Below are 26,977 nucleotides of genomic sequence, written 5' to 3'. Positions count from 1 at the left end.
GACATTCCTTTTGCCACTCAGACCTAGAATACCGCCAATTCCGTCTCGCTGTCAAATACATGGCATTTGGACAGATCCATGCCCAGCTTGACGGTCATGCGCGGTTTGAAGCCTTCGCGGGCGTCGACGCGAGCGACCATTTGCGTATCGCCTACGTTGGTAAAGTAAACATACAACTCGGAGCCCATATTTTCCACCACGTCAATAACAGCTTCGATGGAACTGTCAAACGGGTTGGCTTCGATAAATTGGTTGTCGCTGTAAATATCCTCCGGACGGATGCCGAAGGTGACCTCCTTATTGACGTAGCCGCGCTGCTTCAACAGCTTTGCTTTGTCCTCGGGAAAGCTCACATGAATGTGAGGCGCCTCGAAAACGAGTCGGCTGTCCTTTTCGGAAATCCGTCCTTTGATAAAATTCATCGCGGGAGAGCCGATGAAGCTGGCGACAAATTGATTGACAGGGTAGTTGTAAATGTCTGTCGGAGTAGCCACTTGCTGGATCAGGCCGTCCTTCATGACGACGATCCGGTCTCCCATGGTCATCGCCTCGGTCTGATCGTGTGTGACGTAAATAATGGTCGTATTCAGGCGTTGATGCAGCTTTAGGATTTCTGTCCGCATCTGTACGCGCAGCTTGGCGTCGAGGTTGGACAGCGGTTCGTCCATCAAAAACACTTGCGGCTCGCGTACGATGGCTCGTCCCAGTGCGACGCGCTGGCGCTGCCCGCCGGAAAGCGCTTTCGGTTTGCGGTCCAACAGATGGGCAATATCGAGAATCCGGGCAGCTTCCTGTATCCTTTTGTCAATTTCCGCTTTGGAAAATTTGCGCAGCTTGAGGCCAAACGCCATGTTTTCATACACGTTCATATGCGGATAGAGCGCGTAGCTTTGAAAAACCATCGCGATGTCCCTGTCTTTCGGAGCGACATCATTGACGCGCCGGTCACCGATAAACAGGTCGCCCTCCGATATCTCCTCCAAGCCTGCGATCATCCGCAGGGTCGTCGATTTCCCACAGCCGGATGGTCCGACGAGTACGAGGAATTCCCTGTCTTCAATGTCAAGGTGAAAATCATTCACAGCGATGACATTATTGCCGAATTTTTTGTAAATGTGCTGTAAGCTTACTTTTGCCACAAGCGGCACCTCCCCTGGAATATGCATCCTGTCTCTCTCGTATGGCATCCATATCGTAACAGCAACAGGAAGGGCCGCTCTATGGTCAAATTGCACGAATTGTTTGGTTATTTTTGCCGAAAGAGCAGAAAAAGCTGCAGAAGAACGGCTTCGGTGAACTGCCGCGGGTCCAGGCCGGTCTGTTCAGTCAGCTTGTCCAACCGATACAATAGCGTGTTGCGATGTAGAAAGAGCTGCCGGGAAGTCTCGCTAACGTTCAAATGTCTGGCAAAAAACGTTTCCAGCGTTTCGATCTGCTCTGCGTTCAACTGCGGCAGGGGGACCATCGCTTCGATCGTCTTTCGGAGCGACTCCGCCATCTCCATGTCAAGCATGGCGGCCCAACGCTCCAGCGGAAATTGGTGTACGCTTGCGACCATCGTTTTTGGCCGGTATTTGCGCAATGCGCCAGACAAGGTTAACGCCTGCTTGAGCGCATCTCCAAGCATCGATGGTTGCCCGACCGGTTCGCCTACGATAATGCGGACATCTTCCATGCATTCATTCGAGATCAGGTCGTGCAGGCTGGATGCCCACTCCAGTCTCGTTCCTTCATCCAGATCCGAGCCGAGAGTGGACACAGGCACAGCCAGCAGAAGATAGGGAAAGGGCAAAGAAAAGTGAGAAAGCGGCCCTTTGAAAAAATCCGGCAGCATCGGAGGCAGCGTATGCCAGGAAAAACTCCCTTCGTCCCTGCATTGCTCCAGCAGAAAAGGGACCCGCGGCTCCTGCCAATGCAGCTGCTGCGCCAATCCCGCAGGAGGGGGAGCAAGCGCACCGGAAGCAATCCCGTGCAGCCAGTTTGCAAACCGTACGTGAACCGAATCCGTTTGCAGCTTCTCGGCGAGCAACAGGGAAAGCAGTGTACGCGGGACGTCTTTCCACTCGGCCCCCGGTATCATCACGAGGCTGCCTTGGTCACCCGTCATTGCAGAGACCACGACCTCCCAGCCGTCTTTTTCGAGTCGAGCCGATTCCGCTTTGATCTGTTCGGCGGTACCGCTCAAATAGGAAATAGGCAGGTTTGTCGCCTGCCGGATTCTATCTACTTCGTATTTCCAATCATTCATATCCGCACCCCGTCTTCTCATCCGTTGCCATCATTATACCTTAATCGAGGGCCAGCGTGGGGGCGGCTTCCGCTGCGGGAACTTCTTTTTCGGCGTGGATGTCTTCTGCCTTATGCTGAGCGTCAGTATACACTGCGTTCGATTCTTTACGGGTAAAGAACGAAGCGGGTGCGAGGGTGTGCAAAGTAATCTCCGGACGCGAGCGCAAACGAATATTCAGCCCGGTCTGTCCCAAGCCCTCGCTGATGTAGAACGGACGTCCGTCGAACTGATGCAGTCCTTTGACCATGTTGAGCTTTGGCAGTTTTCCCATCTTTGCCAGATGGTATGGCTTTGGCCAGTGAATCTGGCCCCCATGAAAATGGCCGGAAAGCAAATAGTCGTACGGATAGTCCTTCATCTCCAGGACGAGGTTCGGGTCATGCGTCAGTACCAGTCGCAAGCCCTCTTCAGGTACGCCGTTAAACGCTTTTTTCAGATCGCTGTGGCGGGTGGCGTAATCGTCAACCCCGATAATGTGCAGCGGCTGACCATAAGCATTCACTGTTACGTGCTCGTTAATCAGGACCTTGCAGCCGATCCGTCTCAGCTCAGCTGTCAGCTCCGCCAGTTTTGGCGAGGAAAGAACATAGTCGTGGTTGCCCAGAACAACGTAAGTGCCCAGGCGAGGCTGAAGCGACATGACCGTTTCCACGTATCGGATCGCTTTCGGAATATTTTTTGCGCGATCCAGGAGATCCCCGGTGATCGCGATCAAGTCGATTGTGCGAGCAGCATAGTCGCGGACGATCTGCTCCGCCTTGATCGAAAGATTTTCCATATGCAAATCAGAAAGGTGCAGAATGGAGAGCGGGAAGTGCTGCTCTGTGTCAGGCACGCGATCCGACTGTTTCAGTGCAATATCGACAAACGTCGTGCTTACGTGAAACGTATTGCGGTAGGCACGGGCAAAAAGGACAGCAACCAACAAAAAAAAGAAAATCCAGGTCATCCCGGATCTCACCTCCGCATTATGTTTTCTACGTCTATTATAACGGATAAAAGATTCGATAGGATAAGTAGGTTTTTGGTAGGAGGAATTTGTCAAGAAGTGAAGAAATATTATGAAAGTTATAAAGAAAAGATCCTTCAGCCACACAAGGAGAGTGAGAGGTATGAAAGTGGAAATGATTCCGTCTACGGAAGGACAAAGCAACCTGACGAACTACGAGGAAGCATATGCCAACTTTGATTGGTCCGAAGTGGAAAAGCAGTTTACCTGGTACGAAACGGGAAAGGTAAACATGGCTTACGAAGCAATTGATCGACATCTTTTGACAGACCGTAAGGATAAAACTGCTCTGCTATTCAGCGATGCGACAAGAAATGAAAGCTATACGTTTGCCCAGTTGAGCGAGTTGTCCAACAAATTCGGGAATGTGCTGCGCAATCTGGGGATTAAAAAGGGAGATCGGGTATTCGTCTTCATGCCGCGTTCGCCTGAATTGTATGTAAGCTTTTTTGGCATTCTGAAGCTTGGCGCTATTATCGGGCCGCTCTTTGAAGCGTTTATGGAAGCTGCCGTCCGCGACCGTTTGGAGGACAGCGAGGCAGTCGCTATCATCACGACTTCTGCCTTGCTGCCACGCGTACCTGTAAAAGACCTGCCTCATCTGAAGCACGTTATCGTAGTAGGTGCGGATGACTCACTGCCTGAAGGGCATGTCAGTTATGAAAGGGCAATGAGCGAGGCTTCTGCCGATCTTGAGATCGAATGGGTCGACCGGGAAGACGGCATGATTCTGCATTACACCTCCGGTTCTACAGGAAAGCCAAAAGGGGTCCTGCATGTACACAATGCGATGATTCAGCATTTACAGACAGGTAAATGGATTCTCGATTACCAGGAGGGAGACGTATACTGGTGTGCAGCCGACCCGGGGTGGGTAACAGGCACCGCTTACGGCATTTTCTCCCCATGGCTGAACGGCGTTACCAATGTCGTACGGGGTGGACGTTTTACGCCGGAGGCATGGTACAAGACAATCGAGCAGTACAAGGTGTCGATTTGGTACAGTGCCCCTACAGCCTTCCGCATGATGATGGGCGCAGGCGACGAACTCATTAAGCAGTTTGACCTTTCGTCACTGCGGCACGTCCTCAGCGTCGGGGAGCCGCTCAATCCGGAAGTCGTTCATTGGGGAATGCGCGTCTTCCAAAGACGGATTCACGACAACTGGTGGATGACCGAGACAGGCGGGCAAATCATCTCCAACTACCGCTGCATGCCGATCAAGCCTGGTTCGATGGGCAAACCGTTCCCGGGCATATACGCGACGATTCTCGATGACCAGGGTAATGAACTGCCGCCAAATCGCATGGGGAATCTGGCCGTTCGCGCCGGCTGGCCTGCAATGATGCGGCAAATTTGGAAAAACCCGGCCAAGTACGAGGAGTATTTCCGCTTTCCGGGCTGGTATGTATCCGGAGACTCCGCCTACAAAGACGAGGAAGGCTATTTCTGGTTCCAGGGCCGGGTAGACGATGTGATCAACACCTCCGGAGAACGGGTCGGACCGTTTGAAGTGGAGAGCAAGCTGGTAGAGCATCCGGCGGTTGCAGAAGCAGGTGTGATCGGCAAGCCTGACCCGGTGCGTGGGGAGATTATTAAAGCGTTCATCTCGCTGCGGGCCGGCTACGAGCCAAGCGAGGAATTGATGGATGAAATCCGCAAGTTTGTCAAGGAAGGGCTGGCTGCGCACGCGGCGCCGAGAGAAATCGAATTCCGCGACAAGCTTCCGAAGACGCGTTCCGGTAAAATCATGCGCCGTGTGCTCAAGGCGTGGGAGCTTGGACTTCCTACCGGCGATTTGTCCACATTGGAAGATTAATCGGAAGCCTGGTTTTACAGTTTTCCAATACGAAAAAACTCCTGACGGTCGCAGCTGCGTCAGGAGTTTTTTTATGCTTTGTAAGCCAGGTCATGTAGTAGCTCTTGGCTTTCCGTGGCGATGGTTGCGGCTGTGATTTCGCTCATCCCCCTGGTGGCTGTGGGAGTGGCTATGACTTTGCCCGTGACGGTGGCTCTCATCGCACGGCTGCACTCGCTGGCTGTTTTCGCCGTGGTTTTCGCAAGCCAGCTCCGCATGCCTGATCGACGAGTTTTCTACCTGGATCGTCGTATGTGTGATGCCGAAGTCATCGTGTAAAATGCGGATGGCTTCATTTAAAATCGGGTAGCTGGGCAAGTCGTCGCGCGCGGTTACGTGGCAGGTGAGCGAATCAAAACCGGACGTGACCGTCCAAACGTGAAGATCATGGACCTCCTGTACGCCCTCGATCTGTTCCAAGCGCTCCCGTATTTTTCTCGTGTCAATCCGCGAGGGGACCGCCTCCATCAAAATGTTGACAGACTCTTTCGTGACTCTCCACGCGCTGAACATGATCAGGACAGCCACAATGATGCTAATCAGCGGATCGGCCAGATACCAGCCAAACGACATCATCAAAAGGCCGCCGACGATGGCCCCTACAGAGCCGAGCAGGTCGCCGAGCACGTGCAAAAAAGCGCTGCGAACGTTGACGTTGTTTTGGTAATCGCCGCGCATCAGGACGAGTGCTGCGGTGATATTGGCGAAAAGACCGACGGTTGCGATCACAACCATGGTGCCGCTGGCTACTTCAGGCGGATTCCATAGCCGCTGATAGGCTTCCCACAAAATCACAAGCGAGATGACTACCAGCGTCACGCCGTTGATGAGCGCAGCGAGAATCTCAAAGCGGTGCAACCCGTACGTTCTCTCAGCCGACGGAGGGCGGGAAGCGACGATGAATGCGAGCAGGCTCAGCAGCAGAGCCATTGCGTCACTCAACATGTGACCGGCATCGGATAAAAGGGCTAGACTGTTCGTGATGAATCCGCCGATGACCTCGACGACTAGAAAGATAGCGATAATGGACAAGGCAATTCCCAGAGCGCGCTTGCTGGCGCCTTTTCCGTGATGATGGTGCGAGTGATCGTGTGCTTCGCCGTGGTGGTGATGGAAACCCATAATACATGCCTCCTCTATCAAGCAAAGCTTGGAATCAGTACTGGCAAATAAAATCGAGCAAGTAAGCCGCGTCGTCGCCAACTCCGCCCAGCAGCGCTGAAGATCGGCAGTACTGCCAGGGAAGTCCCAGAAAATAAAGGCCCCTGACGGGAGAAACACCGCGCGTATGGATAGGGAGCCCTTGCGAATCGAGCACTCCCGGGACGTTTATCCACTCGTAGCTGAAGGAAAAGCCGGTACCCCAGATCACATTGCTGATGTCGGAGCGGCTGCCGTCTGCAAAAACCACAGTTCGTCCCGACAAATCGACGGTTCGCTCTTTCATTTGGAGTGTCCCGGCTTTTTCCTGCTTTTCCAGCTCACGCCTGTAGCCAAAGATCGGGTCAGGGCGCGAGCGGAGCCATTTCCCTGTTCTTGAGGTTATCGGAGCCGTCAACAGCCCGGTGGCCTGAAAGTACCTGAATACGGGCTTGCCAAATAAAGTACGGGGAAGAAACATCCGCTTTTGACCCATGGAGAGAAAGACGGTTCGACTGGAAGCCAGCTCGGCTGCGATTTGTGCGCCCGAATTCCCGGACCCAACCACGAGAACCGGTCCGTCTTTGAGCTGCGACTCGTTCTTATAGTGAGCCGTATGGAGCTGCACGAGATCGTCAGCCGCACGCTTGTGCATCTGCGGGATGATAGGCACCTGGAACGGTCCGGTCGCAATGACGACTTGCCGGGACGCATAATCTCCCTGCGACGTGATCAGGCGATAACCTGTTTCGAGTGGAAGCAGTGCCTGGACCTCCGTATCCAACTGAATCGGAAGAGAATGGCGGCGAGCGTACAGCTCCAGATAGTCGGCGACGTCATCCTTCGTGGGAAGGCCGTTGCGCTCGCCCGGAAACGGCAGTCCGGGCAGATCGCACTGCTCGCGAGGTGTGAACAGGACCAATGAATCGTAACGCTTGCGCCAGGCTTCCCCAATTTGCTTATGTTTGTCCAGGAGAAGGCAGGATATTCCCCTTTGTTTCAGGTAGTATCCGATTGCCAAACCAGCTTGACCGGCTCCGACGACGATGACTTCGTATGTTTTCATAAAAAAACCTCTTTTCCCGCAAAAGCTATTTTAAAAGTGGGCGAAGATGTCTTCGTAACCTCTTAGGAAAAGTATACCAAAAACAAAACGATATTCAAGCATATGTTTGAATGAAAAAAAAAAGCGGCCGCCCAAGCTGCTGCGGCCCTGTAAAAATTGGTAAAGCTTTGGAAGAGTTTATCCGGCTGCCGGTTGAGCAGCGGGCAATCTGTAAGCCCGATGACGCGTCAAGTCACCGGGATGTTTGACATAAAGCGGTCCCCATGATGGATTGGCATCGTGCATTTCCTTGAGCAAGGACAGCATGCCGGCAAAAATGGATTGGATGTTTGCGTCTTTCTCCAAAGAGGCCGTGACGGAAGCTGCCACTACATGCGCGGCATACATCCCTGAAACGTAGCATTCGTGCAAATTTGACTTGGAATGAATGTGGGAGCGTATTTTACTGGCGATGCGCTCGTCTTCGTTATGCCAGTTCTGTATTTGTGCGAGCGAATGCTGTTCCAAACTGTCCAGACGCGATTCTGTTATCGCTTGCGCTACGACAGCTGCCGATTTCCGAGCCGTTTTGGCATCGACGGTTTGTCTTCCCAGCTGGATGGTCGTCAGGTCCTTCTCGGTCTCGGCCATGATTGTCTCAGCCCACGACTCAGCCTGATCAAAATGGAGCAGACGAACGGTCTCTGCAGCCAGATAGCCGCGCAAAATATCTGCCGGATGGGAATCGTACTCGGGTCCTGTGTTTCGCAAGGCAGGCTTCCCGTTCCAGGCGCCGTTCAGACCGCGGAAATAGCCGATCAGGCCGATACCGGCGGCGGGTCCCATATTGAGGATTCCGAGTACATCAGAAGCGGTTTCGTCCACTCGCTGCGACCAGTAGTTTGCCAGTCCCAGCGTAAAATTCTGTTTCAACAGCTGCTCGCGGATTTTCTGCGCCAGTTCCTTCAAGAGGCCAGTGTCTGCGTGGAGGATGTCATGTCCCGCCGTTTCGTGGCTGAGCGCAGACCATCCGAGCAAGCCGCGTTTTGCATGGGAGGGGGGGAGATTGACAATACCGGTTTGGAGACCGAAGTGAGAAGCGGCAGAAATCGTCCACGTATAAGGACCGTATTCAGGCCGTCCCCATTTCACCAGAGGCGCTGTTACGCTCAGGTCGGGCGGCTTGATCCCGTTTCGGTCGGTTGCACTGAGGAAGCCGTCATACAGGTCGCTGACTACCTCCTGGAAGGCATCGGTAGCCAGGTCTTCAAAAGCTTCACCGTTTTGGAGTATGGCCTGTGCGATGTCAAGCAGCAAACCTGCTGCCTGCTCCCGATTCGGGTCGCGGCGAAGCAGCTCGGAAAAGCCCTTTTCGCCCAGCTCGTCCAGCGTCTTGATGAAGGGCTGGTAAACGCGTTCCTGATAGAGGGGCGGAAGCTTTTCCCGGGCGGCGATCAATCGCGTGTACAACTGCTGAAAGTCGGCAGGGTCTTCAGGACCGCGGTTGTTGTCCAAAGCTGCCTCTATCACGTCTTTCATGCACAGTTCCATATTCCCGATATCCGGTTGATTCATAATGACGCCTCCTTTTTGTCAAGAGTTTGCTCTAGACCAGTCAGCAACGTCAAACGGTGAATCTATCGCGCGGGGAAAGCCGAAAAAGCCAACCACCTCCTTTCCGGATGAAGCGGTTTGGATAACAGTGAAGGTTTGAAGAAAACTGGCGCGTAGGTTAAGAGAGTTGCGGCGGGATGAGCGAAGTGCCCGGAGCAGGGGAAAAGGGGAGAGGAGCTCCGGGAGTTAGGATTGCCTCCGTTCGGCGGCATGCTCAACGCCAGACAGAATCAGATGGCGAATATGTTCATCATCGAGGGAATAGTAGACGAGCTTGCCTTCTTTCCGGTGGCGAGCCAGTCCCATATTGCGCAAAAGGCGAAGGTGATGAGAGGTATTGGCGATCGTACCTTCGATTACGTTTGCTACGTCGCAGACGCACAGCTCCCCTTCAAGGGCGAGAGCGTAAATGATTTTGGCTCTGGTATCGTCGGCAAGCGCTTTAAAGATCGCAGCGACGCCGGCTGTTTCCTGCATGCGCGGCTTCAAGCGTTTTACCTTTGCTTCATCGACGCTTGGCGTCTCACAGATGTGAGTGTCTTGTTGGAGCGTATCATCAGCTGGCACGTCTTCACCTCCCTGTGTAGGTATTATAAAACGGATTGATCTGGAAAAAAAGTGCAGCGGCGCAATTCGTGTCCGAAATCCCATTTTTACATTTCCCAATAGGTGGAATTGTCGTGAATTATGCATATAATGAAAAGGACAAGCAATGGAACGGAGGAACGAACTTTGCTGGCAAAGATGCGCGGGCTGTCTGTGGAAATACTCGGGGCCTTGTTGTTAGGTACAGTTGTCGTCCTGTTGCTCGGGCAGGGAGGAGGGGCTGAACCTGGCTTGATCAGCTTTCTGCAATCCCCGAGCTTGCTCGATGTGAAAACACTCTTTCTCAGCATTCTGCTCGAAGCCATACCGTTTGTGTTGTTGGGTGTCTTCTTTTCCGCTTTCATCCAGACATTTGTCTCGGAAGAGCAGGTTCGGCGCTGGACGCCTCGGCATCCGCTTGCGGCAATTCCCTTTGCGGGGCTGTTTGGCATTCTTTTTCCCGTCTGTGAGTGCGCCATCATACCGGTCGTCCGCCGATTGATTCAAAAAGGGATGCCGGTCCATGTAAGCATTGTCTTCTTGCTCGCTGGACCTGTCGTCAATCCGGTCGTGTTTACGTCGACGATGGTCGCGTTTCAGCGCTTTCCCGATCTGGCCTACTACCGGGTTCTGGCTGCTTTCCTCGTCGCAGTGGCCGCGGGTGTGCTGATTTTCTTGTCAGTAAAGAAGAATCCGCTCCGCCTGGGCGTTGAACTAGAGATTCGACATGAGACGGCCCATGCGGAAGCAGTCCGCGGCAAGCTCGGCGCGACGCTGAACCACGCCGTCGACGAATTTTTTGATATGGGCAAGTACTTGCTGTTTGGGGCTTTGATCAGCTCGGTATTGCAGGTGTGGATCAGCCGGGAGACGCTGACGGCGATCGGGCAAACGCCGTTTACTTCCCATCTGGTCATGATGGGCATGGCATACGTGTTTTCTCTCTGTTCGGAAGCGGATGCTTTTATCGCGGCTTCCTTTGCGAATACGTTTCATATCAGCTCGCTGCTGGCCTTTCTCGTCTACGGTCCGATGCTTGATCTGAAAAGCACGATGATGCTGCTGGGCACGTTTCGGTTCGGCTTTGTCGTCAAGCTATTGGTGATTGTAACGCTGCTGGTGCTCGCCGTCACTTTGCTTATACCGGTATAGGGGAGGGGACAATGGATGGATGCGAATCGCGCAAAACGTCATTATTGGGTTCGGAGCTTGCTGTTGATCGGTTTTACCTGGCTGCTCGCGGAGTTGATCCTGTCGGGACGCCTCAGTCAGTATCTGGCTCCGCGTCTCCACATGCTCAGTTATGTCACTCTTGGGATATTTTGCCTGCTTGCGATTGTGAGCATCCGCCAGGCTGTGTCCGGACCGGCTGCCTATGAGTGTGACTGCGAGGACGCCCACAAGCTGCCGCGGAACCGCTGGATTTCTGCTGTCATATACTCGCTGTTTGCTCTGCCGCTCTTGATGGGGTTTGTGATGCCCGACAAGATTCTCGGCAGCTCTCTGGCCGAGAAGCGGGGAGTTACGCTCTTGACCGGGGAAAGCAACTGGGTCAAAAAGGTCACTGCCTCTCCGTCTGAATCTCAAACAGATGCGGGAGTGAACAGTGGAAGCGATCACTTACCGGTCCCATCCGAACCAAACGAGGAAGCGACTGTTCTTGCCGGAGCAGGGGGAACGGCATCCGGTCCGACGAAGGAAGGGACGGATTCGCCAGATGACCCGGACTCGTCCGAAGCAAGCGGCGCTGGACCGGAGAGCCCGAAGGCGAGTCATACGGCAAACAACAATGGGGCGACGGACGAAGAACTTCGGGCATTATTTAATCCCGAACAATTTGGGGGCTTTTATACCGATTTGGCGGTTATGATGTACAAACAGCCGGTCATCTTGCTGGATGACAAGCTGTTTCTCGACGGATTGACGACGATGGATTTGTTCTCCAAGGAGTTCGCCGGCAAGGAGATGCAGACGATGGGCTTTGTCTACCGGGAGGCAGGACTTACGCCGGAGCAGTTTGTCGTCGCCCGGTTTTCTGTCTCCTGCTGCACTGCTGACGCGACTGTCTTCGGGATTCTGGCGGAAGCGCCGGAAGCCGGCAAATGGCAGCCGGACAGCTGGGTGCAGGTCAGGGGCAAGCTGGAATTGAGAAAGGTGAACGACTACGACATGCTCGTGTTGAAGGCTTCGAAGGTAGAACAAGTAAAGGCGCCGAAGGACCCGTATGTGTATTACAACTTTGAAACGGCTCCCTCTCCTTGAAGGAGTTGTGTGAGAAAGTACAGGACGACAAGCGAATCAAAAAAAGCTGACGGGATATTCCCCGCCAGCTTTTTTATGCATATATTAATTTGTTTCCAAGCGCATCCTGCGGCGAGCCAGCATCCGGGTAACCATTCCGTGACGCGGCGAGAAGAGAAACGCAAGCAAAAACAGAAGGCCGGAGACGGCTGTCATCGAGCCGGCGATGGAGCTATCCATCCACGAGGCGAGAATATAGCCAAATACGGAGCAGAGGGCGCCTACCCCCATGCTGATGAAAAGCATGACATGCAGCTTTTCCGTCAGCAGGTAAGCCGTCGCGCTGGGTACGACAAGCATCGCCACCACCAGAATAGCACCCACGCTTTCAAACGCCGCCACTGTTGTAAAGGAGACGAGTGTCATCAGCAGGTAGTGGAAAAATACGACAGGAATGCCGATAGCGGCGGCAAGGGCGGGATCGAAGCTGCACAGCTTGAATTGTTTGAAGAAAAGGCCGACAAGCAGCAGGCTGAGAAGGAACACACCGCCGATTCCCCAGGCAGCCCGGGGCCCCATGTCAATTCCGGCCCACTGCCACGTATCCCATGGTACATAAGCGATTTCCCCGTAGAGGACGCAGTCCAAATCGAGGTCTACCTGAGCGGTGTACAAGGACACCAGCACGACGCCTACAGAAAACAGCGCGGTAAAGGTTACGCCAATGGCAGCATCCGCTTTCACGCCATTTTGATTGAGAAGCTGTACGATAAAGACGGTCAGAAGGCCAACGGTTGCAGCGCCGATCAGCATCGGCAAAATATCGCGGCTTCCGCTCAGCAAAAAGGCAATCACAATGCCCGGAAGGATCGAATGGCTGATCGCATCCCCGAGCATCGCCATTCTGCGGAGGATCAAAAAGCAGCCGAGAAAACCGCATGAAGCAGCGACCAGGGCTCCGGTCAAAATAATCCAGAACGTATTCATAAAGACACTCCTCCCTGCTCGCTCGCATACAAGCGGCTGCCGGCGGGAGCAACCTCCGTCAGCTTCGGCGTCAGATCATACGCCTCTAGCTGGGCGAGCATCTGCGCCAACACCTCATCAGAAAGCTGCGGGGCGAGCTCTTCCTGAGATTGATCGATGTGAATGTGATGGTACTCATTCTGATTCATGTGGTACAGATCCCATAGCCTTTGGTTCAAAACAAGCTCATACGAGGATTTCAGCCCATCCGGTGTAAAAGTCCACCCCGAAACCCCGCTTGCTTTGGGCCGTTCGATGACTATTTTTTTGCGTACCATTTCCGCCAAGGCTCTTTTCACCTGGGACAGGCTTTTTCCGCTTTTCTGAGCCAGTTCTGCCGCTTCGACACCCAGATAGATACCGCCAACCCGCAGGCTGTATGCCTGCTCCTCTAGACACTCGTACAAGGCTTGCTGGACATCCTCTGCCAGCACTTTCTTGCGAAGCTTGAAAAAGCGGTAGAAACGGGCCAGCACCCCTCTACGCGGAGAGAGCAGGATCGAGACGACAAAAAAGCAGGTAGCAGACAGGACGATGGTCGGGCCGGTGGGCAGGTTCTCCTGCTGTGTGCTGATCAAGGTGCCGAGCACGCCGCTGAGAGCGCCAAATACTCCCGACAAAACGACCATTTTGCCCAGCTTATCCGTCCAGTAGCGGGCGGTAACCGCCGGAGCGATCAACATGGCGGCGACAAGCACGACACCGACTGCCTGCAAGCCGATAACCACTGACATCAGCAGCATCAGCATGAGCAGTCCGTCCAACCATCCCATCGGGAATCCAAGACCTCGGCCGAATCCCGGGTCGAAGGAGAGAAGGGTGAACTCCTTGAACAGCAATACCGTCAGCCCTATCAAAACGCTGGCTACAATCATGATCGTCACCACGTCGCTTTTTACCAGCGAGGCGGCCTGGCCGAATAAAAACTTGTCAAGTCCGCTCTGATTTCCGCTGGCGCTGTGCTGGATGAAGGTCAGCAGCACAATGCCGATGCCGAAAAAAACAGAAAGGACAATCGCGAGGGAAGTATCTTCCTTTATGCGGCTGTAGCGCGAAATGGCTATAATGCTGTAGCTGGCCAACAAGCCGGCCACCCCTGCCCCGATGAGGAACAGCCCGATCGATTTGGAGCCGGTCAACAGGAAGATCATGCAAACGCCGGGAAGCGCAGCATGGGCGAGAGCGTCGCCGACGAGCGAGCGACCCCGCAAAAAGGCGAAGCAGCCGAGAATCCCGCTGCTGATTCCAAGCAGAATGCATCCCATCAAAACCCACTGTGTGTTCGGATCCTGAAGGGCGAGGAGGAGGTTCATGTCGCATCCTCCTTGCCGGACGTTTTGTCATTGTTGAGCAGCACTTGGTTCCCCAGCACCTGCAGGCGGCCGCCGTACGTTTTTTGCAGGGTTTCCGCCGTAAAGGTCTCCTTGACCGGACCTGCGGCAATCACGCGTCTGTTCAGCAGGATGACCCAGTCAAAGTACTCATCGACAGTCTGAAGGTCGTGATGGACGACCAGAACGGTTTTTTGCTGCTTTTTCAGATCGTTCAACAGCTGGATAATGGCACGCTCGGTTGCGGCGTCTACCCCCGCGAATGGTTCGTCCATAAAATAAAGCTGAGCTTCCTGGGCGAGCGCGCGGGCGAGAAAGACCCGCTGCTGCTGACCGCCAGACAGTTGACTGATTTGCCTGTCGGCGTAATCCGCCATTCCGACTTTTTTCAGGCACTCCATGGCAAATTCCCGATCTGCTTTGCCCGGACGGCGGAACCATCCCAGGCGACCGTATCTTCCCATCAGGACGACATCGAGAGCGTCTGTCGGAAAATCCCAGTCTACCGATTCGCGCTGAGGGACGTAGCCGACAGATCTTCGCTGCTGGGCAAACGGTTTTCCATACACCTCCGCCGTCCCTGAAGCGGTCGGAATCAGTCCTTGAACCGCTTTGATAAACGTCGATTTACCAGCTCCATTCGGTCCGATAATGCCGATCAGCTTTCCTTCCGGCACAGAAATATTCACGTTTCTCAGTACGGGCTTTTTCTGGTAAGCGACAGTCAAATCACGTACCAGCAGAGGCACAGCACTAGTCTGGATGCTCATCTATCTTTCCTCCTTTAAAAAACTGCATGTCATTTTAAAGCGTTCACGATCGTATCGACGTTGTGGCGAACCATTCCGATGTAATTGCCCTCCGGTGTGCCAGGCTCTCCCATTGCGTCGGAGAATAGCTCGCCGCCGATGGTAACGGTGTGATTTTTGGCGGCTGCTCCTTGCACCACTGCTTCAATAGAGCGTTTGGGAACGGAGGACTCCACAAAGACGGCTTTGATTTTGCGTTCAACCAAAGTATCCACAAGCGTCTGCACATCCTTCAATCCGTACTCGGAGGCAGTGCTGATTCCTTGCAGACCCATTACTTCCACGTCATAGCCGCGTCCGAAGTACTGAAAAGCGTCATGAGCCGTAACCAAAACCCGTTGTTCCTTCGGGATCGAGCCGAGTTGTTCCCGTGCGTAGTCGTCAAGCTGTTTCAGCTCTTTCAGATAACGCTCCGCATTGGCTTGAAAGGTGGACGAGTGGGGGGCATCAAACTCGGCTAGGTCGTCCCGTACCTGTTCAACGGCCTTCATCCAGAGCGAGACGTCAAACCAGACGTGCGGGTCGGGGCTGTCGGGCGCAGCCGGGTCAGCCAGCAGCTGTTCTTTGGTCAAGCTGGCGGTAACCGCTTTTACAGGCTTCTTCTTGCTCATTTTCTCGAAAATTTCGACCATTTTCCCTTCGAGATGAAGCCCGGAGTAGAAGATGATATCGGCCTCCTCAATTCGCTTGATGTCGCCTTCGGATGCTTTGTACAGGTGAGGGTCTACGCCTGAACCCATCAACTGTGTGACGGCGACATGCTCGCCGCCCACTTCTTTTACGATGTCAGCGACCATGCCTGTCGTTGCCGTCACTTTCCAAACGGTCCCTTCGGAAGCAGGCTGCGATGTCGGTACGTCCTTCGCCCCGCAGCCAGTGAGCAGGAATGTAGCTGTCAAGAGGGTGCAAAACGTTCCCCTCAGCATTTTTTGGTATGTAGTTTTCAAAGTTGTCCCTCCTCAAATATTTTATCTAAACACATAAATGTTTCCCTTGGGCAACTTTAACACAAAAAAATGGCACAGCGCAACACTATTTTCTTTGGACAATAAAGTTTCCTTTGTGCAATTTTTTGTCCTGAGTGTTTATGCTGTGGCTGTGCCCGTAAGATTTGAAAGGGACAGCTGCACGTGTCAACTGTCCCGGAATTTTGTGACGGACCGGCTAACGATCGTCGCTCGGCTTGAGCAAGAGATGATGACGAACGGCGTAAGCTGCAAGCTGGACGCGATTGACCAGCTGCAGCTTTTCAAGAATGTTCTTGATGTGATTTTTTACGGTGTTCTCGGCGATGATCAGCGCGTCGCTAATTTCCCTGTTGGTTTTCCCTGCGCCAACGTACATCACGATTTCGCGTTCGCGCGGAGTCAGAACTTCTGGAACGGGCTCATTCATGCTTTCCTCCCGCCGGAAGCGGGTGAACAGGCGAGCGGCCATCTCTCTCGACAGCTCGCTGTCTTCTCCGAGGAGGGCGTGCAAATAAGTGATCCAATCGTCCGGCTCCAGGTTTTTCAACAGATAGCCTTGGGCCCCAAACTGAATCGCTGTAATCAGGTCGCCTACATCGTCAGAGACGCTGAGAATGACGACTTTTATATGCGGGAATGCCTTTTTTACCTCTCGAGTGGCCTCCAGCCCGCTCCATCTCGGCATGTTGATATCCATCAGCACAAGGTCCGGCAGAAGCTCGCCGCACATCTGATAGGCTTCTTCGCCATTGGTCGCTTCGCCGACGACTTCAAATGAAGGATCTTGCTCCAAAAGGCTGCGGATAGCCAGCCGCGCCATATGATGATCGTCTGCGATCAAAACGCGATACGCATTCACGATTTGTCGCCTCCTCTCTCGAACGTCAGGCGTATCGAAGTGCCGCCTTCCGCTCGCTGTGTAATTTCAATAGCAGAGCCGAGCTGCTTGGCTCTTTCTCTAACCATCTTCAACCCGTATTTTTTCGCTTCATGCCCGTCCAGACAGATTCCCGCGCCGTCGTCTTCTACAGACAAAAACCATTTGTCCGGCCGCAGCGCTTTCAAAGTCAGCCAAGCATGTTTGGCCTTTGCATGCTTCTGAATATTGGCAAAGGTCTCCTGGACAATGCCAAACAGCTGAACTTCTTCGGCAGGGGAAAAGAAGCCGTCCGGCACTTCGATCTGGTGAGTGACGTCGACTCCGGAGAGGGCGCTCCACTGTGCGAGCCAGTTTTCCAGCCGCTGGGTCAGGCTGCTGCCTTCTTCCGGGAGGGAACGGAGGTTGAAAATCGCATGCCGCACGTGATTGTCGATCTCAGAAACGGCTGCGCGGGCATCCTCCAGATGTCCTTGCTTAAGCTTGACGTTGAGGAAGAACAGCGACTGGGCGATGCCGTCATGAAGCTCTCTCGCCAGTCGCTCACGCTCTTCGTAGACGGCTCGCCGTGCTTGTTCCCGCACGATCTTGGCATTCATGCGATCGATTTTGCGGAACATCCAGGTGGCGAAAAGAAAGGAGAGCAGCAGAGTCAAAATCGTGATGTAAACATTTCCCGTTTCCATGGATAAATAAGGCAGCAAAAAATCATGGCGGACGAACTCAAAGCCGCCGATAACGATTGGCGGCAGCAGTACGGTCAACCAGTATAAAACGCGGTAAGTCATGGTAACATCCCTTTCCTTTTGCCAGGTGATACATTCCCAGTATACCGGAGGAGACGGGCTGATGATATACTCATAACAGAAGAAGGAGAGGATAGGAGGAGCAGAATATGAACCGACTTGCAAAAGCGATGACCATCGCGGGATCGGACAGCGGAGGGGGAGCGGGGATTCAAGCCGACCTGAAGACCTTCCACCAATTTGGCGTTTACGGGACAAGCGCCATCACAGCGATTACCGTACAAAACACTTTGGGTGTGGCAGGCGTTTATCCGCTGCCGACAGAGGCGGTAGCGCAGCAGATGCATGAAGTGCTGCGGGATATCGGAACGGATGCGGCGAAGACAGGGATGCTGTTCGACGCCGAGATTATCGAAGCGGTTTCTCGGGAAATCAGCCGGTTTGCGGTCAAAAAGCTGGTCCTCGACCCGGTCATGATCGCGAAAGGGGGAGCGAAGCTGCTGCAGGATGAGGCGATCGCGGCACTCAAGCGCCATTTGCTTCCGCTCGCGGAGGTAGTTACGCCCAACCTGCCGGAAGCCGAGTTTTTGAGCGGGATGCGCATTGAGACCCCGGAGCAAATGCGCGATGCGGCCAAAGCGATACATCAAATGGGCCCGCGTCATGTAATGATGAAGGGCGGCCATTTGCATGGGGATGCCATCGTCGACATCTTCTATGACGGCCGGGACTTTTTTGAAATGAAGCATGAGCGGGTACCGACCCGTCATACACACGGGACAGGCTGCACGTTTTCCGCGGCGCTGACCGCCGAACTGGCAAAAGGAACGCCGCTCGTCGAAGCTGTGGACAAGGCCAACCGATTTATCGTGGAAGCGATCAGAACCGCACCGCAGATCGGCGGCGGACACGGCCCGACCAACCACTGGGCGGCCGTGGAGTAACAGAGGACGGACTTTGCCATATTGGGGCGAGAAAACGAAAAGAGCCCGCGGCTAATCCCTTCTTTTCAGAAGGGCCATCGCTGCGGGCTTTTTGTGTAGAGAAGATTTGTGGCTGTTATTTACTTTACCTCGATCGGCAGGGACAATTCTCCCTTCAATCTGGTTGGATAATGAGAGAGCGTGAATTGGTAGGTACTGGGTATACCCTCTTTAACAGTAGCCGTTCGCTTGAACAGGGCACCATATCTTTGAATGGTCTCAGGTTTTCCCGAGACGGAAGTCCCTTGGACAGACTCGTATCGATTGCCCAGATCGTCTGTCAGCTCGGATATGTGCGGTCCGAAATTGTGGCTGTCCTGTTCATCCACACGAAGATGATAATCCATGCCGACTACGTCCTCATTCTGCCGAAGCGCTTCCAGCGACAGCCTGTCATCCGGCGCTTTCAAAAGCACCTTGTTCTTTGCGTCGATCACCACGAGCAGCTTGTCTTTGTCCAATGCCTGGATGCCGCTTGCTTTCAGGTAGAGCTGCCGGGGGGTGTCGAAGTAGTTGCTCTTCAGATGGTAGATTACCTCGTGTTCGCCATTATTATGGGAAGGGACACCATTTCCCCAGAATGCGAAGGTTTGTCCCTTTTCGTCCTCCAGGCGCAAATTGTCGAACCCGAAGATTTTTTTCGTGTTTTCGGGGGCAAACCGGATCGTTACTTCTGCCTGGGTAGGGTAAACGGCGACCTGCGAAATGGTCAGCTTCTGCCCGTCGACCGTAACCGTCTGGTTGACGGGGTATATTTTTTCTTTCAGGTCGGCATATTTGGATTTGTCGATGGGAACGGTTACGGTGAGTGGAGTGTCCATTGGCACGGCGTCTACAAAGATTGTTGCCTTTACAACCAGGTTATCTGGCAAAGCGGGATTTTCATCCGTCGGGTATACCTCAATCGCTTCCTGCGCATGGCTGGCAGGTTCAAAGCTCCCTCTGGGGAGCGAGTAGCTGAGCGGTATTTTGTTGCCCTTGTCGTCCTGAATATCGATGCTTTCCAATTGAACCACATGCCCCGGTTCCTTGTGCTGGATCGTATACAGCAGCAGCATCCGTCTTTGATCCCCAATGACCTGATCAATCGTGAAGCTGACGTTTTCCGCTTCCGCGAAAGCGCCGATTTCTTGCGCGAGCCCGTGATTCGCGGCCATTTCCAAGCCTTTTTTCGCCTGGATCATTTTGACGAGCGGCTCCATCCCGGGAATATGGCTCACATAGGCTGCGACTGCGGGAGACAGGCGAATCGTAAAAAATAGGCCCACAACAAGGGAGCATGCGGCGAGCAGCGACCAGCGGATGCGTCCTTGGCGCTTTTGCTTCCGCAGCTGCCCCTTTGCTTGGCTCATACCGGCCAGGATATAGGCGTCTGCCTCAGGGGGAGACAAAATCTTTTCGTACTGTTCCTTTTTCTCTGTTAATTGTTCCTTGATCAAATCCTCGATGGGGCGCGATTCCGCCTCTTTCTCTGGGAGAATCCCGTCCGTTTCTTCGCGTCGACTCATCATCTCACCAACCTTTTCCCAAATCTTTGCGCAGGGCGCCCAATGCCTTGTGAAGCCATGTCTTGATCGTTCCCTCGGGATGGCCGAGCAAGGCTGCTATCTCGCGTATCGTCAAGTCCTCGAAGTATTTCAGGATAATCACCTGTCGATGCATGCCAGACAGCCGTGAAATCGCGTCTTCCATCTCCAGTCGCAGGTAGGCGGTATCTGTGTCATCCCGTACCGCCGTCTCGCTGGTCGCCTCACTTGCCATCAATCGTTGCTTCCGCTTTTGCTCATCCACGCAGACATGGATCATGATTCGCGTCAGCCACGTGGAAACATAAGCGGGCTGTTTAAGCATGGGCAGCTTCAGATACGCCCGGCAGGTCACCTCCTGAAGGGCATCCAGGGCGTCGGCTTCATTGCGGAAAAACGCGTAAGCGACTTTGTACAGCTTATCTTTGTGCATTCGCATCAAGTCGTAAAAGGCGTCATCGTCCCCGTGCCGGGCAGCCGAGACGAGTTGTTCCAGATTCACGTTCACCCCTCCTGCTTATTAGACGGCCAAGGGCGAGAAACGGTTTTGGGAAATGTGTATTTCTTCTTGTCCGTGCGGAACCGGACGCTTTCTTTTCGCTTATGGTATCGTATAGCACCTGGAGAGGACGGTCAAAGCGGGGATGTGGATCAAATGGGTGACGATTCATGAGTCGTATGGCTTGCCAAGAATGGCGAATGAATGCAGACATTATTTGGAAATGAAAGGCATTCGTGTCCGCCTCCTGTCTCGCAGGACGCAAAGGACGGGTCACGTTTACGTGCTGCAGGTTCCAGAGAAGGAAAGGGAACAGGCGCTGGAATGGCTTCGTCTGTTTAAAGAGCGCCTGTAGTCGAACCGATCGATGGACAGCCATGTTCCTCCACAGGACGCATCGCTCCGGTTTGGAGATACTACCTCAGGGGGGGATCGACATGGAAACTACACTGTCCGAAAAACCGGAAGCGGCTGCGAATAAGAAGTCAAAGCTGTTTCTGCCCGATTTTGTTTTCTTTGAACCGGATGCGCTCCAATATCCGCTGGGACAGGAAATTTACCAGCGGTATCAGGAGCAGGGAATCCCGATTCGGATGACAACCAGCCACAACCAGGTACGCGGGATTCCCGGAGAAACGGACGTGGAGCAGTATCGCAATGCCAAGCGCACGCTAGTCGTCGGCGTCCGCAAGACGTTGAAATTCGAGCAGTCCAAGCCGTCTGCCGAATACGCCATCCCGCTGGCGACAGGCTGCGCGGCCCACTGTCATTACTGCTATTTGAATACGAATATCGGCACGAAGCCGTATATCCGCGTCTATGTCAATACAGATGACATACTGCGGCAGGCGGAAGTCTATATCCGCGAACGGGAGCCGGAAATCACCCGGTTTGAGGCGGCATGCACCTCGGACCCGGTCAGTATCGAGCACATTACCGGAAATTTGCGGCGAGCGATTGAGTTTATGGGAAAGCAGCCGCTGGGACGCCTTCGCTTCGTAACCAAATTCCATCACGTAGACTCCCTGCTTGACGCTGCGCACAACAAACACACCCGCTTTCGCTTCAGCATGAACGCGGATTACGTGATCAAGAATTTCGAGCCCGGGACCTCCACATTTGCCGAGCGACTGGAAGCGGCGGGGAAAGTGGCTAAGGCAGGGTATCCGCTCGGCTTCATTCTGGCGCCGCTGTACTGGTTTGACGGATGGGAAGAAGGATATACCGATTTGTTGGAGCGGTTGAGGGAACAGCTTGTGCCCGAAGCGCTGGAAGACCTTACGTTTGAATTGATCCAGCATCGTTTCACCAAGGTGGCCAAGAAGCTCATCCTGCAGCGGTATCCGAAGACAAAGCTGGAAATGAATGAAGAGGAGCGAAAGTACAAATGGGGCAAGTACGGGAAAGGAAAGTACGTTTACCCGGACGTGCAGGCCAAAGCGCTGCAAGCGCATTTGAAAAAGGAAATCGCCCGTCTTTTCCCGCAAGCGAAAGTCGAGTATTTCACTTGAGAAGGGATGAACGGAAAAAATTTTTAACCGCCCCCGATGCATGAGAGCCGCCAGCCCCAAAGGCTGCGCGGTTTTTTCGTTGAACGGAAATTCCCAAATCGAGCTTGTCGACATAAGGGCTCATAATCGCTTCACATGTATCCAGGAGAAGAAGATTTGCGTCTCATGGGGAACAAGTTCCACAAAGGCTTCCAGAACCCAAGCTTCCACGTATATGACATTATCCGAATCTTTTCGACAAAATTGACATGTCCATGCTACAATATGGAGGCTTTCATATCTGGGAAAGGATTTGTGCGACAATTATGAAGCCCGTATTTGTAACCATCGAGGGACCGATTGGTATTGGCAAAACGTCGCTGTCCCGTGAGCTCAGCAAAGCCTTTGATCTGAAGCTGCTGGAAGAGATCGTGTATGAAAATCCGTTTCTGGGAAAGTTTTATGAAAACATTGCCGAATGGAGCTTTCAACTGGAGATGTTTTTCCTTTGCAACCGGTACAAGCAATTGCAGGATGTAAACCGGGACTGTTTGGAGCAGGGGATCTCGGCGGTGGCGGATTACAATATTTTTAAAAACACCATTTTTGCCAAACGGACACTGGATGAGGAAAATCTGCCCAAGTATCTGAAAATTTACGACATCCTCACGGAAGGGTTGCCGCAGGCAAACCTGGTCATCTATATGACAGCCTCCATCGAAACGGTGATGAAGCGTATCGAGATGCGCGACCGCGACGTGGAGCGGAAAATGGATGTAGGCTATATGAAAAATCTGATCGCCGATTACGATGAATTTATGAAAGCGTTTGAAAGACGCCATCCGGATACGCCTGTAATCAAGTTTCAGTGCGACGAGCTTGACTTTGTACATAAGCCGGAAGATCTTCAGTATGTGCTGAAGCAAATTGAACCATGTATCCGTTCGCTGCAGGGGGCTTGACTTACCATGCGCACGGCTTGATCACTCAAGAAGGAGTTACGTTCATGTCTGGGTTTAAAAACAGTTATTTGAGAGAAAAATACGGGATACCGAGCAACGCTGTGATTACAATCGGTGGGACAGTCGGCGTCGGGAAGTCGACCTTTACGCATGCCCTGGCCGATTTGCTCGGCTTTCGCGTTTCTGTAGAAAAGGTGGACAACAACCCGTATTTGGGCAAATTTTACGAAGATCTCTCTCGCTGGGGGTTTCACTTGCAGGTTTTTTTCCTCGCGGAGCGGTTTAAAGAGCAAAAGCGGATGTTTGAATATGGCGGCGGTTTCGTGCAGGACCGCTCGATTTACGAGGATACCGGCATTTTCGCGAGGATGCTGTACGAGCAGGGGCATATGACGGAGGAGGATTACCAAACGTATACGAAGCTGTTCGAAGCGATGGTCATGACTCCGTATTTTCCGCATCCAGACATCTTGATCTACTTGGAAGGAAGCTTTGATGATATTCTTGACCGCGTTCAGGAGCGCGGCCGTCCAATGGAGCAGCAGACTCCTGCCGAATACTGGATGGATTTGTACAATCGCTATGAAAAGTGGATCGCCTCTTTCTCGGCCTGTCCGGTGCTGCGGATCAACATTAACGAATACGATGTGGTAGAAGATTTGTCCTCAGTGGAGGTTGTGCTGTCCCGGGTTGCAGAAAAAATCAGTCTCGGACGCTCATTCCGCCGCTAAGGTACGCCCCCTTTGACGAAGGAAAACTCTCTTTGGCAAAGGGGCTTTTTTTCTGATGGGGCACTGCGGTTTATGGTACTATGATGAAAAACGGGTATGTTCGGGAGGCGTTCAAGTGAAGAGGCGGATGCTGATTGTTGTCCTCGGAACGATTTGTCTAGCTTCCATTTGGGTTATGACTACCTTCTACCGGTCGCAAATGATGAAGGAAGCGGCCAAAGCCGTCACGGCAGGAGAAAAATATGCGTTTGAACAAGCTTTTCAGCGAGTGCTAATCGGACAGCAGGACGATCAATCGAGCTCACAGGTAGCAGAGTTTGAGCGGGACAGGATGCCAAGGCAGCCCATACAACTTGGTCTGCATAAAAGAGAAGCCTTTATTCATATTGATTTAACGACAAACCAATCGTTGGAAGCGGCTGAAAGGTTCCTGTCACAGGTGGAGCTATTTGGCGACGTAAAGTACAGTACTTCGGTCCGGGAGGTGTCTCGGGGAAACTACCAATTGACCATGACCTTTTCCGATATCAAAGACCAGCTTGCGTTTCGTTTTGGGAATATTCCGACGATCACGCTCCGCAGGATGGAGCCGCTTACTCTCGCCGTTCTGCCTGGCAAGTCCGAGGGGGCAGTGTTGATGCTGCCGGAGAGCAGAGAATCCCGATCCCTGTACATAACGGAAGGTCTCGGCGATATTCTGCTGCAATTTTCCGAGCCGATGATCCGGAAGGAAGAAGCGGGACGGTCTGTCGATGGTTATCCGGCAGTCTGGCTGGATGAACGGACGATTTCTCTCGACGTTCGGAAGGTCAACCGAACGGCATTGGACCTGACCCAATTCCATTCGCAACGCGGGAACTATCTGCCCCAAGAGTATCGCTACGTGGCCTTGTACAAGAAACGACCGTTATCATGGCTGTCCTATCCTGAAAGCAAGGTGGTCGGGTTTAGCTCGTTTGACTCCTTTTACGAACAATTGATACCGTCTCCTGACCGCGAAAGCTATCTGGGCATCATCGACAGAGGAAGCAGCAAAAGCAGAAGAGGCGGAAGACAGGTCGCCCTCGTGCTGGAGCAGAAGGGACGAAGCCCGCTATTGATCGAACCGATGCTTGAAGGCACCGCACTTTCCAGACATTCGACGATCGATTGGCTGGATGCTGGGAGATTTCTCTATGTAGAAGAGAAGCTCGGAACCGTATACAACCTGGCTAGCGGGGAAAAAACGCCGCTTTTTGATGAGTCCTCGACCGGATCGATTGCCCTGGAGATGGCCGTGGACAATGTGCAGGGATCGATCTATGTCATTTTTGTCCGCTCTGCCGGCGATAAAAACCTGTACCGCTTGGAAAAGCGCACGTATCGCCTGCATGATCTCAAGCTCGAAAAGACGGAATCGCTGGGAGAGACATTGCTTCATCCGCGAGAGCAGCTGCCGGCTTTTCCGATCAAGGTGCGAAACGATGGCGTTTACTATACCGTGCCGGGAGGGCAGGAAAACCGGACTGTGTTTGTCTCGCGTAAGGGGAAATCCTGGGCGACCGAAGGGGAAATTGTCTGGGCGACAGATAGCGGCGAGGCTGTATTGAAGCGGCAAAAAAGCCAAAACGCGAAGAAGTACATGTTTTGGAAGATCGGCGGGCGGCAGCGGGAGGTGTCTCTGGCACGGGGAGAAGTGCTGGCCTTCGGACCGTATCTCGTAGCGGGTGACGGCCTGCGGTATCAAGTCTGGGACGAGCGGAGAAAGCGCTGGGAGCCGCTCGAGTTGGCAGAGGGCGACATCCGGGTCCCTGCTGCGCAGCGGACACCCCTGTATGCGCGGGAACGTTGACAACCCGGATGCACTTTCCGCACATTTCAGTGGCTGAAAACGGCTTCTGATCAAAATAGGCTGTGGTATAATAGGTGCATCTTGGAAGCAAAAAGGAGCACAGACATGGCAGAAGAATGGTTTGAACGAAGCTTTCGCGAGGACTACGTGCTGGTGTACAGACACAGGGACGATGCATCAGCCGATAAAGAGATTGCCAACCTCCTGGATCGTTTGCCCATCAAGCGTTCCGGCAGAGTCCTTGATCTTTGCTGCGGGAGCGGGCGTCATTCTCGTGCGCTGGCCCGGCGCGGGTACGAAGTTGTCGGGGTGGATTTATCAAATGTCCTGCTGCAGCTTGCTGAGGAACAAAAGGTACTCCCTAATCTGCGCTTTTACCAATACGACATGAGGCATATCCCGTTTCGGGAAGAGTTCGATATCGTCGTCAATCTGTTTACCAGCTTCGGGTATTTCTCGGCAGACGAGGAAAATGCGCAGGTCGTTGGCAATATGGCACGTGCGCTGAAATCGGGAGGAGAAGTTGTCATCGACTACCTCAATCCTGCTTTTGTCGAAGCCCATCTTGTGCCGCACTCCGAAAAGGAAGCGGGAGGGCTGCTGATTGAAGAGGAGCGCTGGCTGGAAGCGGGTTTTGTCAAGAAACGGATCGTGGTCAAGGATACGGAAGCAGCGGAGACAAGAGTCTATCAGGAGCAAGTCCGCCTCTTTACCGTTGAGGAGATGACCGCGATGATGAGGGATGCCGGGTTTGTGAACATTCAAACGTTCGGAAACTACCAATTTGAACCGTATCACGCGGACAGTTCCCCGCGAATGATCTTTTTTGCCGTCAAAAAATAGGACGTCGCGGATGAGCGTGACTAACCCGCTATCAAGGTGAATATGATGGTGAAAACGATGTCATTCATCAATGATGGGGGTGCGCTGAGTGAGCAGGCTTTCGCTGGAGCAAGTGAAGCTGTACTTGAACAAAGTGCCAGGCTGGAGACTGATAGAGGATCGGATGGCGCTGTCCCGGACGTACCAGTGCCGCGATTTTTCCACCGCTGTCAGCTTTGTCAACCGCGTAGCGGAACTGCTTGATCAGGATAGTCACCACGTCGAAATCCTGATCAAGCAGGCGGCAGTGACCTTTACGGTGACGACCAGAGAGGCGTGCGGTCTGACCGGGAAAGATTTTGCCCTCGCACAGACGATCAGCAAGGTAAGCTGACGTGGAGGTTCCGCCTTGTTCGGACGAGGCGGCTTTTTTTGTGCAAGCGCGCGCGTCTGTTATTATCAATCGTGCCGTAAAACCCCTTGCTTTAGCTATGGGGATATAAGGCACTTTGCCCTGCATCCCCTGTACAGGGGTGCTAAGAGCAAACAAAATAACGTTGTTTGAACATTTTTGTTAGATAAATCTGGCATACC

General features: G+C 53.3%; 26 protein-coding genes. 11 read left to right on the top strand and 15 right to left on the bottom strand.

What is annotated here, in order from left to right; genetic code table 11:
• Nucleotides 1-23: 23 nt before the first annotated feature.
• The 3 genes from Q3F21_RS20850 to Q3F21_RS20840 form a co-directional block, all read right to left on the bottom strand.
• Nucleotides 24-1,139, bottom strand: a complete 1,116-nt coding sequence (locus tag Q3F21_RS20850) for a sn-glycerol-3-phosphate ABC transporter ATP-binding protein UgpC (RefSeq protein WP_340257392.1) — start codon at nt 1,137-1,139, stop codon at nt 24-26.
• 107 nt (nt 1,140-1,246) lie between these two features.
• Nucleotides 1,247-2,248 (bottom strand): PucR family transcriptional regulator, encoded by a 1,002-nt coding sequence (locus tag Q3F21_RS20845; protein ID WP_340257390.1) that lies wholly within the window; start codon nt 2,246-2,248, stop codon nt 1,247-1,249.
• A gap of 40 nt (nt 2,249-2,288) precedes the next feature.
• The gene (locus Q3F21_RS20840) at nt 2,289-3,239 is read right to left on the bottom strand and encodes a metallophosphoesterase (protein WP_340257388.1); all 951 of its coding nucleotides are present in this window, start codon (nt 3,237-3,239) and stop codon (nt 2,289-2,291) included.
• A gap of 163 nt (nt 3,240-3,402) precedes the next feature.
• On the opposite strand from Q3F21_RS20840, the gene acsA reads away from it, so the two are divergent.
• Entirely contained in the window at nt 3,403-5,118 is a 1,716-nt protein-coding gene (gene acsA / locus Q3F21_RS20835) for an acetate--CoA ligase (RefSeq protein ID WP_340257386.1), read from the top strand.
• A 90-nt stretch (nt 5,119-5,208) separates the two neighbouring features.
• Here acsA and Q3F21_RS20830 read toward each other — a convergent pair whose 3' ends face one another.
• From Q3F21_RS20830 to Q3F21_RS20815, 4 genes are all read right to left on the bottom strand, one after another.
• The gene (locus tag Q3F21_RS20830; protein ID WP_340257384.1) at nt 5,209-6,279 is read right to left on the bottom strand and encodes a cation diffusion facilitator family transporter; all 1,071 of its coding nucleotides are present in this window, start codon (nt 6,277-6,279) and stop codon (nt 5,209-5,211) included.
• Between the two features lie 34 nt (nt 6,280-6,313).
• Nucleotides 6,314-7,363: a flavin-containing monooxygenase gene (locus Q3F21_RS20825; protein WP_340257382.1), complete on the bottom strand. Its 1,050-nt coding sequence runs from the start codon at nt 7,361-7,363 to the stop codon at nt 6,314-6,316.
• 177 nt (nt 7,364-7,540) lie between these two features.
• The gene (locus Q3F21_RS20820; RefSeq protein ID WP_340257380.1) at nt 7,541-8,917 is read right to left on the bottom strand and encodes a hypothetical protein; all 1,377 of its coding nucleotides are present in this window, start codon (nt 8,915-8,917) and stop codon (nt 7,541-7,543) included.
• A gap of 225 nt (nt 8,918-9,142) precedes the next feature.
• Complete coding sequence (locus Q3F21_RS20815) at nt 9,143-9,523, bottom strand: metalloregulator ArsR/SmtB family transcription factor (protein WP_340257378.1); 381 nt, start codon at nt 9,521-9,523, stop codon at nt 9,143-9,145.
• 177 nt (nt 9,524-9,700) lie between these two features.
• On the opposite strand from Q3F21_RS20815, the gene Q3F21_RS20810 reads away from it, so the two are divergent.
• Both Q3F21_RS20810 and Q3F21_RS20805 read left to right on the top strand, forming a co-directional pair.
• Complete coding sequence (locus Q3F21_RS20810) at nt 9,701-10,693, top strand: permease (protein WP_425341290.1); 993 nt, start codon at nt 9,701-9,703, stop codon at nt 10,691-10,693.
• Nucleotides 10,694-10,708: 15 nt separating this feature from the next.
• Nucleotides 10,709-11,803, top strand: a complete 1,095-nt coding sequence (locus Q3F21_RS20805) for a TIGR03943 family putative permease subunit (RefSeq protein WP_340257373.1) — start codon at nt 10,709-10,711, stop codon at nt 11,801-11,803.
• 84 nt (nt 11,804-11,887) lie between these two features.
• On the opposite strand, the gene Q3F21_RS20800 is transcribed toward Q3F21_RS20805, so the two are convergent.
• The 6 genes from Q3F21_RS20800 to Q3F21_RS20775 all read right to left on the bottom strand — a co-directional run bounded on the left by Q3F21_RS20800 (nt 11,888) and on the right by Q3F21_RS20775 (nt 17,581).
• Complete coding sequence (locus Q3F21_RS20800) at nt 11,888-12,769, bottom strand: metal ABC transporter permease (protein WP_340257371.1); 882 nt, start codon at nt 12,767-12,769, stop codon at nt 11,888-11,890.
• The gene (locus Q3F21_RS20795) at nt 12,766-14,121 is read right to left on the bottom strand and encodes a metal ABC transporter permease (protein ID WP_340257369.1); all 1,356 of its coding nucleotides are present in this window, start codon (nt 14,119-14,121) and stop codon (nt 12,766-12,768) included. The genes Q3F21_RS20800 and Q3F21_RS20795 overlap by 4 nt, the downstream gene beginning before the upstream one ends.
• Nucleotides 14,118-14,909, bottom strand: a complete 792-nt coding sequence (locus Q3F21_RS20790) for a metal ABC transporter ATP-binding protein (protein ID WP_340257366.1) — start codon at nt 14,907-14,909, stop codon at nt 14,118-14,120. The genes Q3F21_RS20795 and Q3F21_RS20790 overlap by 4 nt, the downstream gene beginning before the upstream one ends.
• A 29-nt stretch (nt 14,910-14,938) precedes the next feature.
• Nucleotides 14,939-15,874 carry a metal ABC transporter solute-binding protein, Zn/Mn family gene (locus tag Q3F21_RS20785; RefSeq protein ID WP_340257445.1) on the bottom strand — a complete coding sequence of 312 codons (936 nt, stop codon included), beginning with the start codon at nt 15,872-15,874 and terminating at the stop codon, nt 14,939-14,941.
• Nucleotides 15,875-16,112: 238 nt separating this feature from the next.
• Nucleotides 16,113-16,775, bottom strand: a complete 663-nt coding sequence (locus Q3F21_RS20780) for a response regulator (protein ID WP_340257363.1) — start codon at nt 16,773-16,775, stop codon at nt 16,113-16,115.
• On the bottom strand, nt 16,772-17,581 hold the full coding sequence (locus tag Q3F21_RS20775; protein WP_340257361.1) for a sensor histidine kinase: 810 nt from the start codon (nt 17,579-17,581) through the stop codon (nt 16,772-16,774). The genes Q3F21_RS20780 and Q3F21_RS20775 overlap by 4 nt, the downstream gene beginning before the upstream one ends.
• 107 nt (nt 17,582-17,688) lie before the next feature.
• Here Q3F21_RS20775 and thiD point away from each other — a divergent pair, with 107 nt between their 5' ends.
• On the top strand, nt 17,689-18,483 hold the full coding sequence (thiD, locus tag Q3F21_RS20770) for a bifunctional hydroxymethylpyrimidine kinase/phosphomethylpyrimidine kinase (RefSeq protein WP_340257359.1): 795 nt from the start codon (nt 17,689-17,691) through the stop codon (nt 18,481-18,483).
• Nucleotides 18,484-18,602: 119 nt separating this feature from the next.
• Here the strand turns inward: thiD and Q3F21_RS20765 are convergent, their stop codons facing one another.
• Complete coding sequence (locus Q3F21_RS20765) at nt 18,603-20,030, bottom strand: DUF4179 domain-containing protein (RefSeq protein ID WP_340257357.1); 1,428 nt, start codon at nt 20,028-20,030, stop codon at nt 18,603-18,605.
• Nucleotides 20,031-20,034: 4 nt separating this feature from the next.
• Nucleotides 20,035-20,550 carry a sigma-70 family RNA polymerase sigma factor gene (locus Q3F21_RS20760; protein WP_340257355.1) on the bottom strand — a complete coding sequence of 172 codons (516 nt, stop codon included), beginning with the start codon at nt 20,548-20,550 and terminating at the stop codon, nt 20,035-20,037.
• Between the two features lie 142 nt (nt 20,551-20,692).
• Between Q3F21_RS20760 and Q3F21_RS20755 the strand changes: the two genes are divergently transcribed.
• The 7 genes from Q3F21_RS20755 (at nt 20,693) to Q3F21_RS20725 (ending at nt 26,777) form a co-directional block, all read left to right on the top strand.
• Nucleotides 20,693-20,902 carry a hypothetical protein gene (locus Q3F21_RS20755; protein WP_340257353.1) on the top strand — a complete coding sequence of 70 codons (210 nt, stop codon included), beginning with the start codon at nt 20,693-20,695 and terminating at the stop codon, nt 20,900-20,902.
• 82 nt (nt 20,903-20,984) lie between these two features.
• Nucleotides 20,985-22,058: a spore photoproduct lyase gene (splB, locus tag Q3F21_RS20750; protein ID WP_340257351.1), complete on the top strand. Its 1,074-nt coding sequence runs from the start codon at nt 20,985-20,987 to the stop codon at nt 22,056-22,058.
• A gap of 305 nt (nt 22,059-22,363) precedes the next feature.
• Nucleotides 22,364-22,999 carry a deoxynucleoside kinase gene (locus Q3F21_RS20745; protein ID WP_340257349.1) on the top strand — a complete coding sequence of 212 codons (636 nt, stop codon included), beginning with the start codon at nt 22,364-22,366 and terminating at the stop codon, nt 22,997-22,999.
• Between the two features lie 44 nt (nt 23,000-23,043).
• Nucleotides 23,044-23,730 (top strand): deoxynucleoside kinase, encoded by a 687-nt coding sequence (locus Q3F21_RS20740; RefSeq protein WP_340257347.1) that lies wholly within the window; start codon nt 23,044-23,046, stop codon nt 23,728-23,730.
• Between the two features lie 115 nt (nt 23,731-23,845).
• The gene (locus Q3F21_RS20735) at nt 23,846-25,561 is read left to right on the top strand and encodes a hypothetical protein (RefSeq protein WP_340257346.1); all 1,716 of its coding nucleotides are present in this window, start codon (nt 23,846-23,848) and stop codon (nt 25,559-25,561) included.
• Between the two features lie 105 nt (nt 25,562-25,666).
• Nucleotides 25,667-26,404 carry a class I SAM-dependent methyltransferase gene (locus tag Q3F21_RS20730; protein ID WP_340257345.1) on the top strand — a complete coding sequence of 246 codons (738 nt, stop codon included), beginning with the start codon at nt 25,667-25,669 and terminating at the stop codon, nt 26,402-26,404.
• 88 nt (nt 26,405-26,492) lie between these two features.
• Complete coding sequence (locus Q3F21_RS20725) at nt 26,493-26,777, top strand: 4a-hydroxytetrahydrobiopterin dehydratase (RefSeq protein ID WP_340257343.1); 285 nt, start codon at nt 26,493-26,495, stop codon at nt 26,775-26,777.
• Nucleotides 26,778-26,977: the final 200 nt, after the last annotated feature.

Source organism: Brevibacillus borstelensis (assembly GCF_037834415.1).
GTDB lineage: Bacteria > Bacillota > Bacilli > Brevibacillales > Brevibacillaceae > Brevibacillus > Brevibacillus borstelensis_A.
Note: the sequence above shows the minus strand (reverse complement) of the source record. Positions and strands in the feature narration are given on the sequence as shown.

Bases quoted from the DNA above. Each gene is read 5' to 3' on its own strand.
- Q3F21_RS20845 (WP_340257390.1), bottom strand. From the start codon at position 2,248: ATGAATGATTGGAAATACGAAGTAGATAGAATCCGGCAGGCGACAAAC.
- Q3F21_RS20840 (WP_340257388.1), bottom strand. From the start codon at position 3,239: ATGACCTGGATTTTCTTTTTTTTGTTGGTTGCTGTCCTTTTTGCCCGT.
- acsA (WP_340257386.1), top strand. From the start codon at position 3,403: ATGAAAGTGGAAATGATTCCGTCTACGGAAGGACAAAGCAACCTGACG.
- Q3F21_RS20830 (WP_340257384.1), bottom strand. From the start codon at position 6,279: ATGGGTTTCCATCACCACCACGGCGAAGCACACGATCACTCGCACCAT.
- Q3F21_RS20825 (WP_340257382.1), bottom strand. From the start codon at position 7,363: ATGAAAACATACGAAGTCATCGTCGTCGGAGCCGGTCAAGCTGGTTTG.
- Q3F21_RS20820 (WP_340257380.1), bottom strand. From the start codon at position 8,917: ATGAATCAACCGGATATCGGGAATATGGAACTGTGCATGAAAGACGTG.
- Q3F21_RS20810 (WP_425341290.1), top strand. From the start codon at position 9,701: ATGCGCGGGCTGTCTGTGGAAATACTCGGGGCCTTGTTGTTAGGTACA.
- Q3F21_RS20805 (WP_340257373.1), top strand. From the start codon at position 10,709: ATGGATGCGAATCGCGCAAAACGTCATTATTGGGTTCGGAGCTTGCTG.
- Q3F21_RS20800 (WP_340257371.1), bottom strand. From the start codon at position 12,769: ATGAATACGTTCTGGATTATTTTGACCGGAGCCCTGGTCGCTGCTTCA.
- Q3F21_RS20795 (WP_340257369.1), bottom strand. From the start codon at position 14,121: ATGAACCTCCTCCTCGCCCTTCAGGATCCGAACACACAGTGGGTTTTG.
- Q3F21_RS20790 (WP_340257366.1), bottom strand. From the start codon at position 14,909: ATGAGCATCCAGACTAGTGCTGTGCCTCTGCTGGTACGTGATTTGACT.
- Q3F21_RS20785 (WP_340257445.1), bottom strand. From the start codon at position 15,874: ATGCTGAGGGGAACGTTTTGCACCCTCTTGACAGCTACATTCCTGCTC.
- Q3F21_RS20775 (WP_340257361.1), bottom strand. From the start codon at position 17,581: ATGACTTACCGCGTTTTATACTGGTTGACCGTACTGCTGCCGCCAATC.
- thiD (WP_340257359.1), top strand. From the start codon at position 17,689: ATGAACCGACTTGCAAAAGCGATGACCATCGCGGGATCGGACAGCGGA.
- Q3F21_RS20765 (WP_340257357.1), bottom strand. From the start codon at position 20,030: ATGAGTCGACGCGAAGAAACGGACGGGATTCTCCCAGAGAAAGAGGCG.
- Q3F21_RS20755 (WP_340257353.1), top strand. From the start codon at position 20,693: ATGTGGATCAAATGGGTGACGATTCATGAGTCGTATGGCTTGCCAAGA.
- splB (WP_340257351.1), top strand. From the start codon at position 20,985: ATGGAAACTACACTGTCCGAAAAACCGGAAGCGGCTGCGAATAAGAAG.
- Q3F21_RS20745 (WP_340257349.1), top strand. From the start codon at position 22,364: ATGAAGCCCGTATTTGTAACCATCGAGGGACCGATTGGTATTGGCAAA.
- Q3F21_RS20740 (WP_340257347.1), top strand. From the start codon at position 23,044: ATGTCTGGGTTTAAAAACAGTTATTTGAGAGAAAAATACGGGATACCG.
- Q3F21_RS20730 (WP_340257345.1), top strand. From the start codon at position 25,667: ATGGCAGAAGAATGGTTTGAACGAAGCTTTCGCGAGGACTACGTGCTG.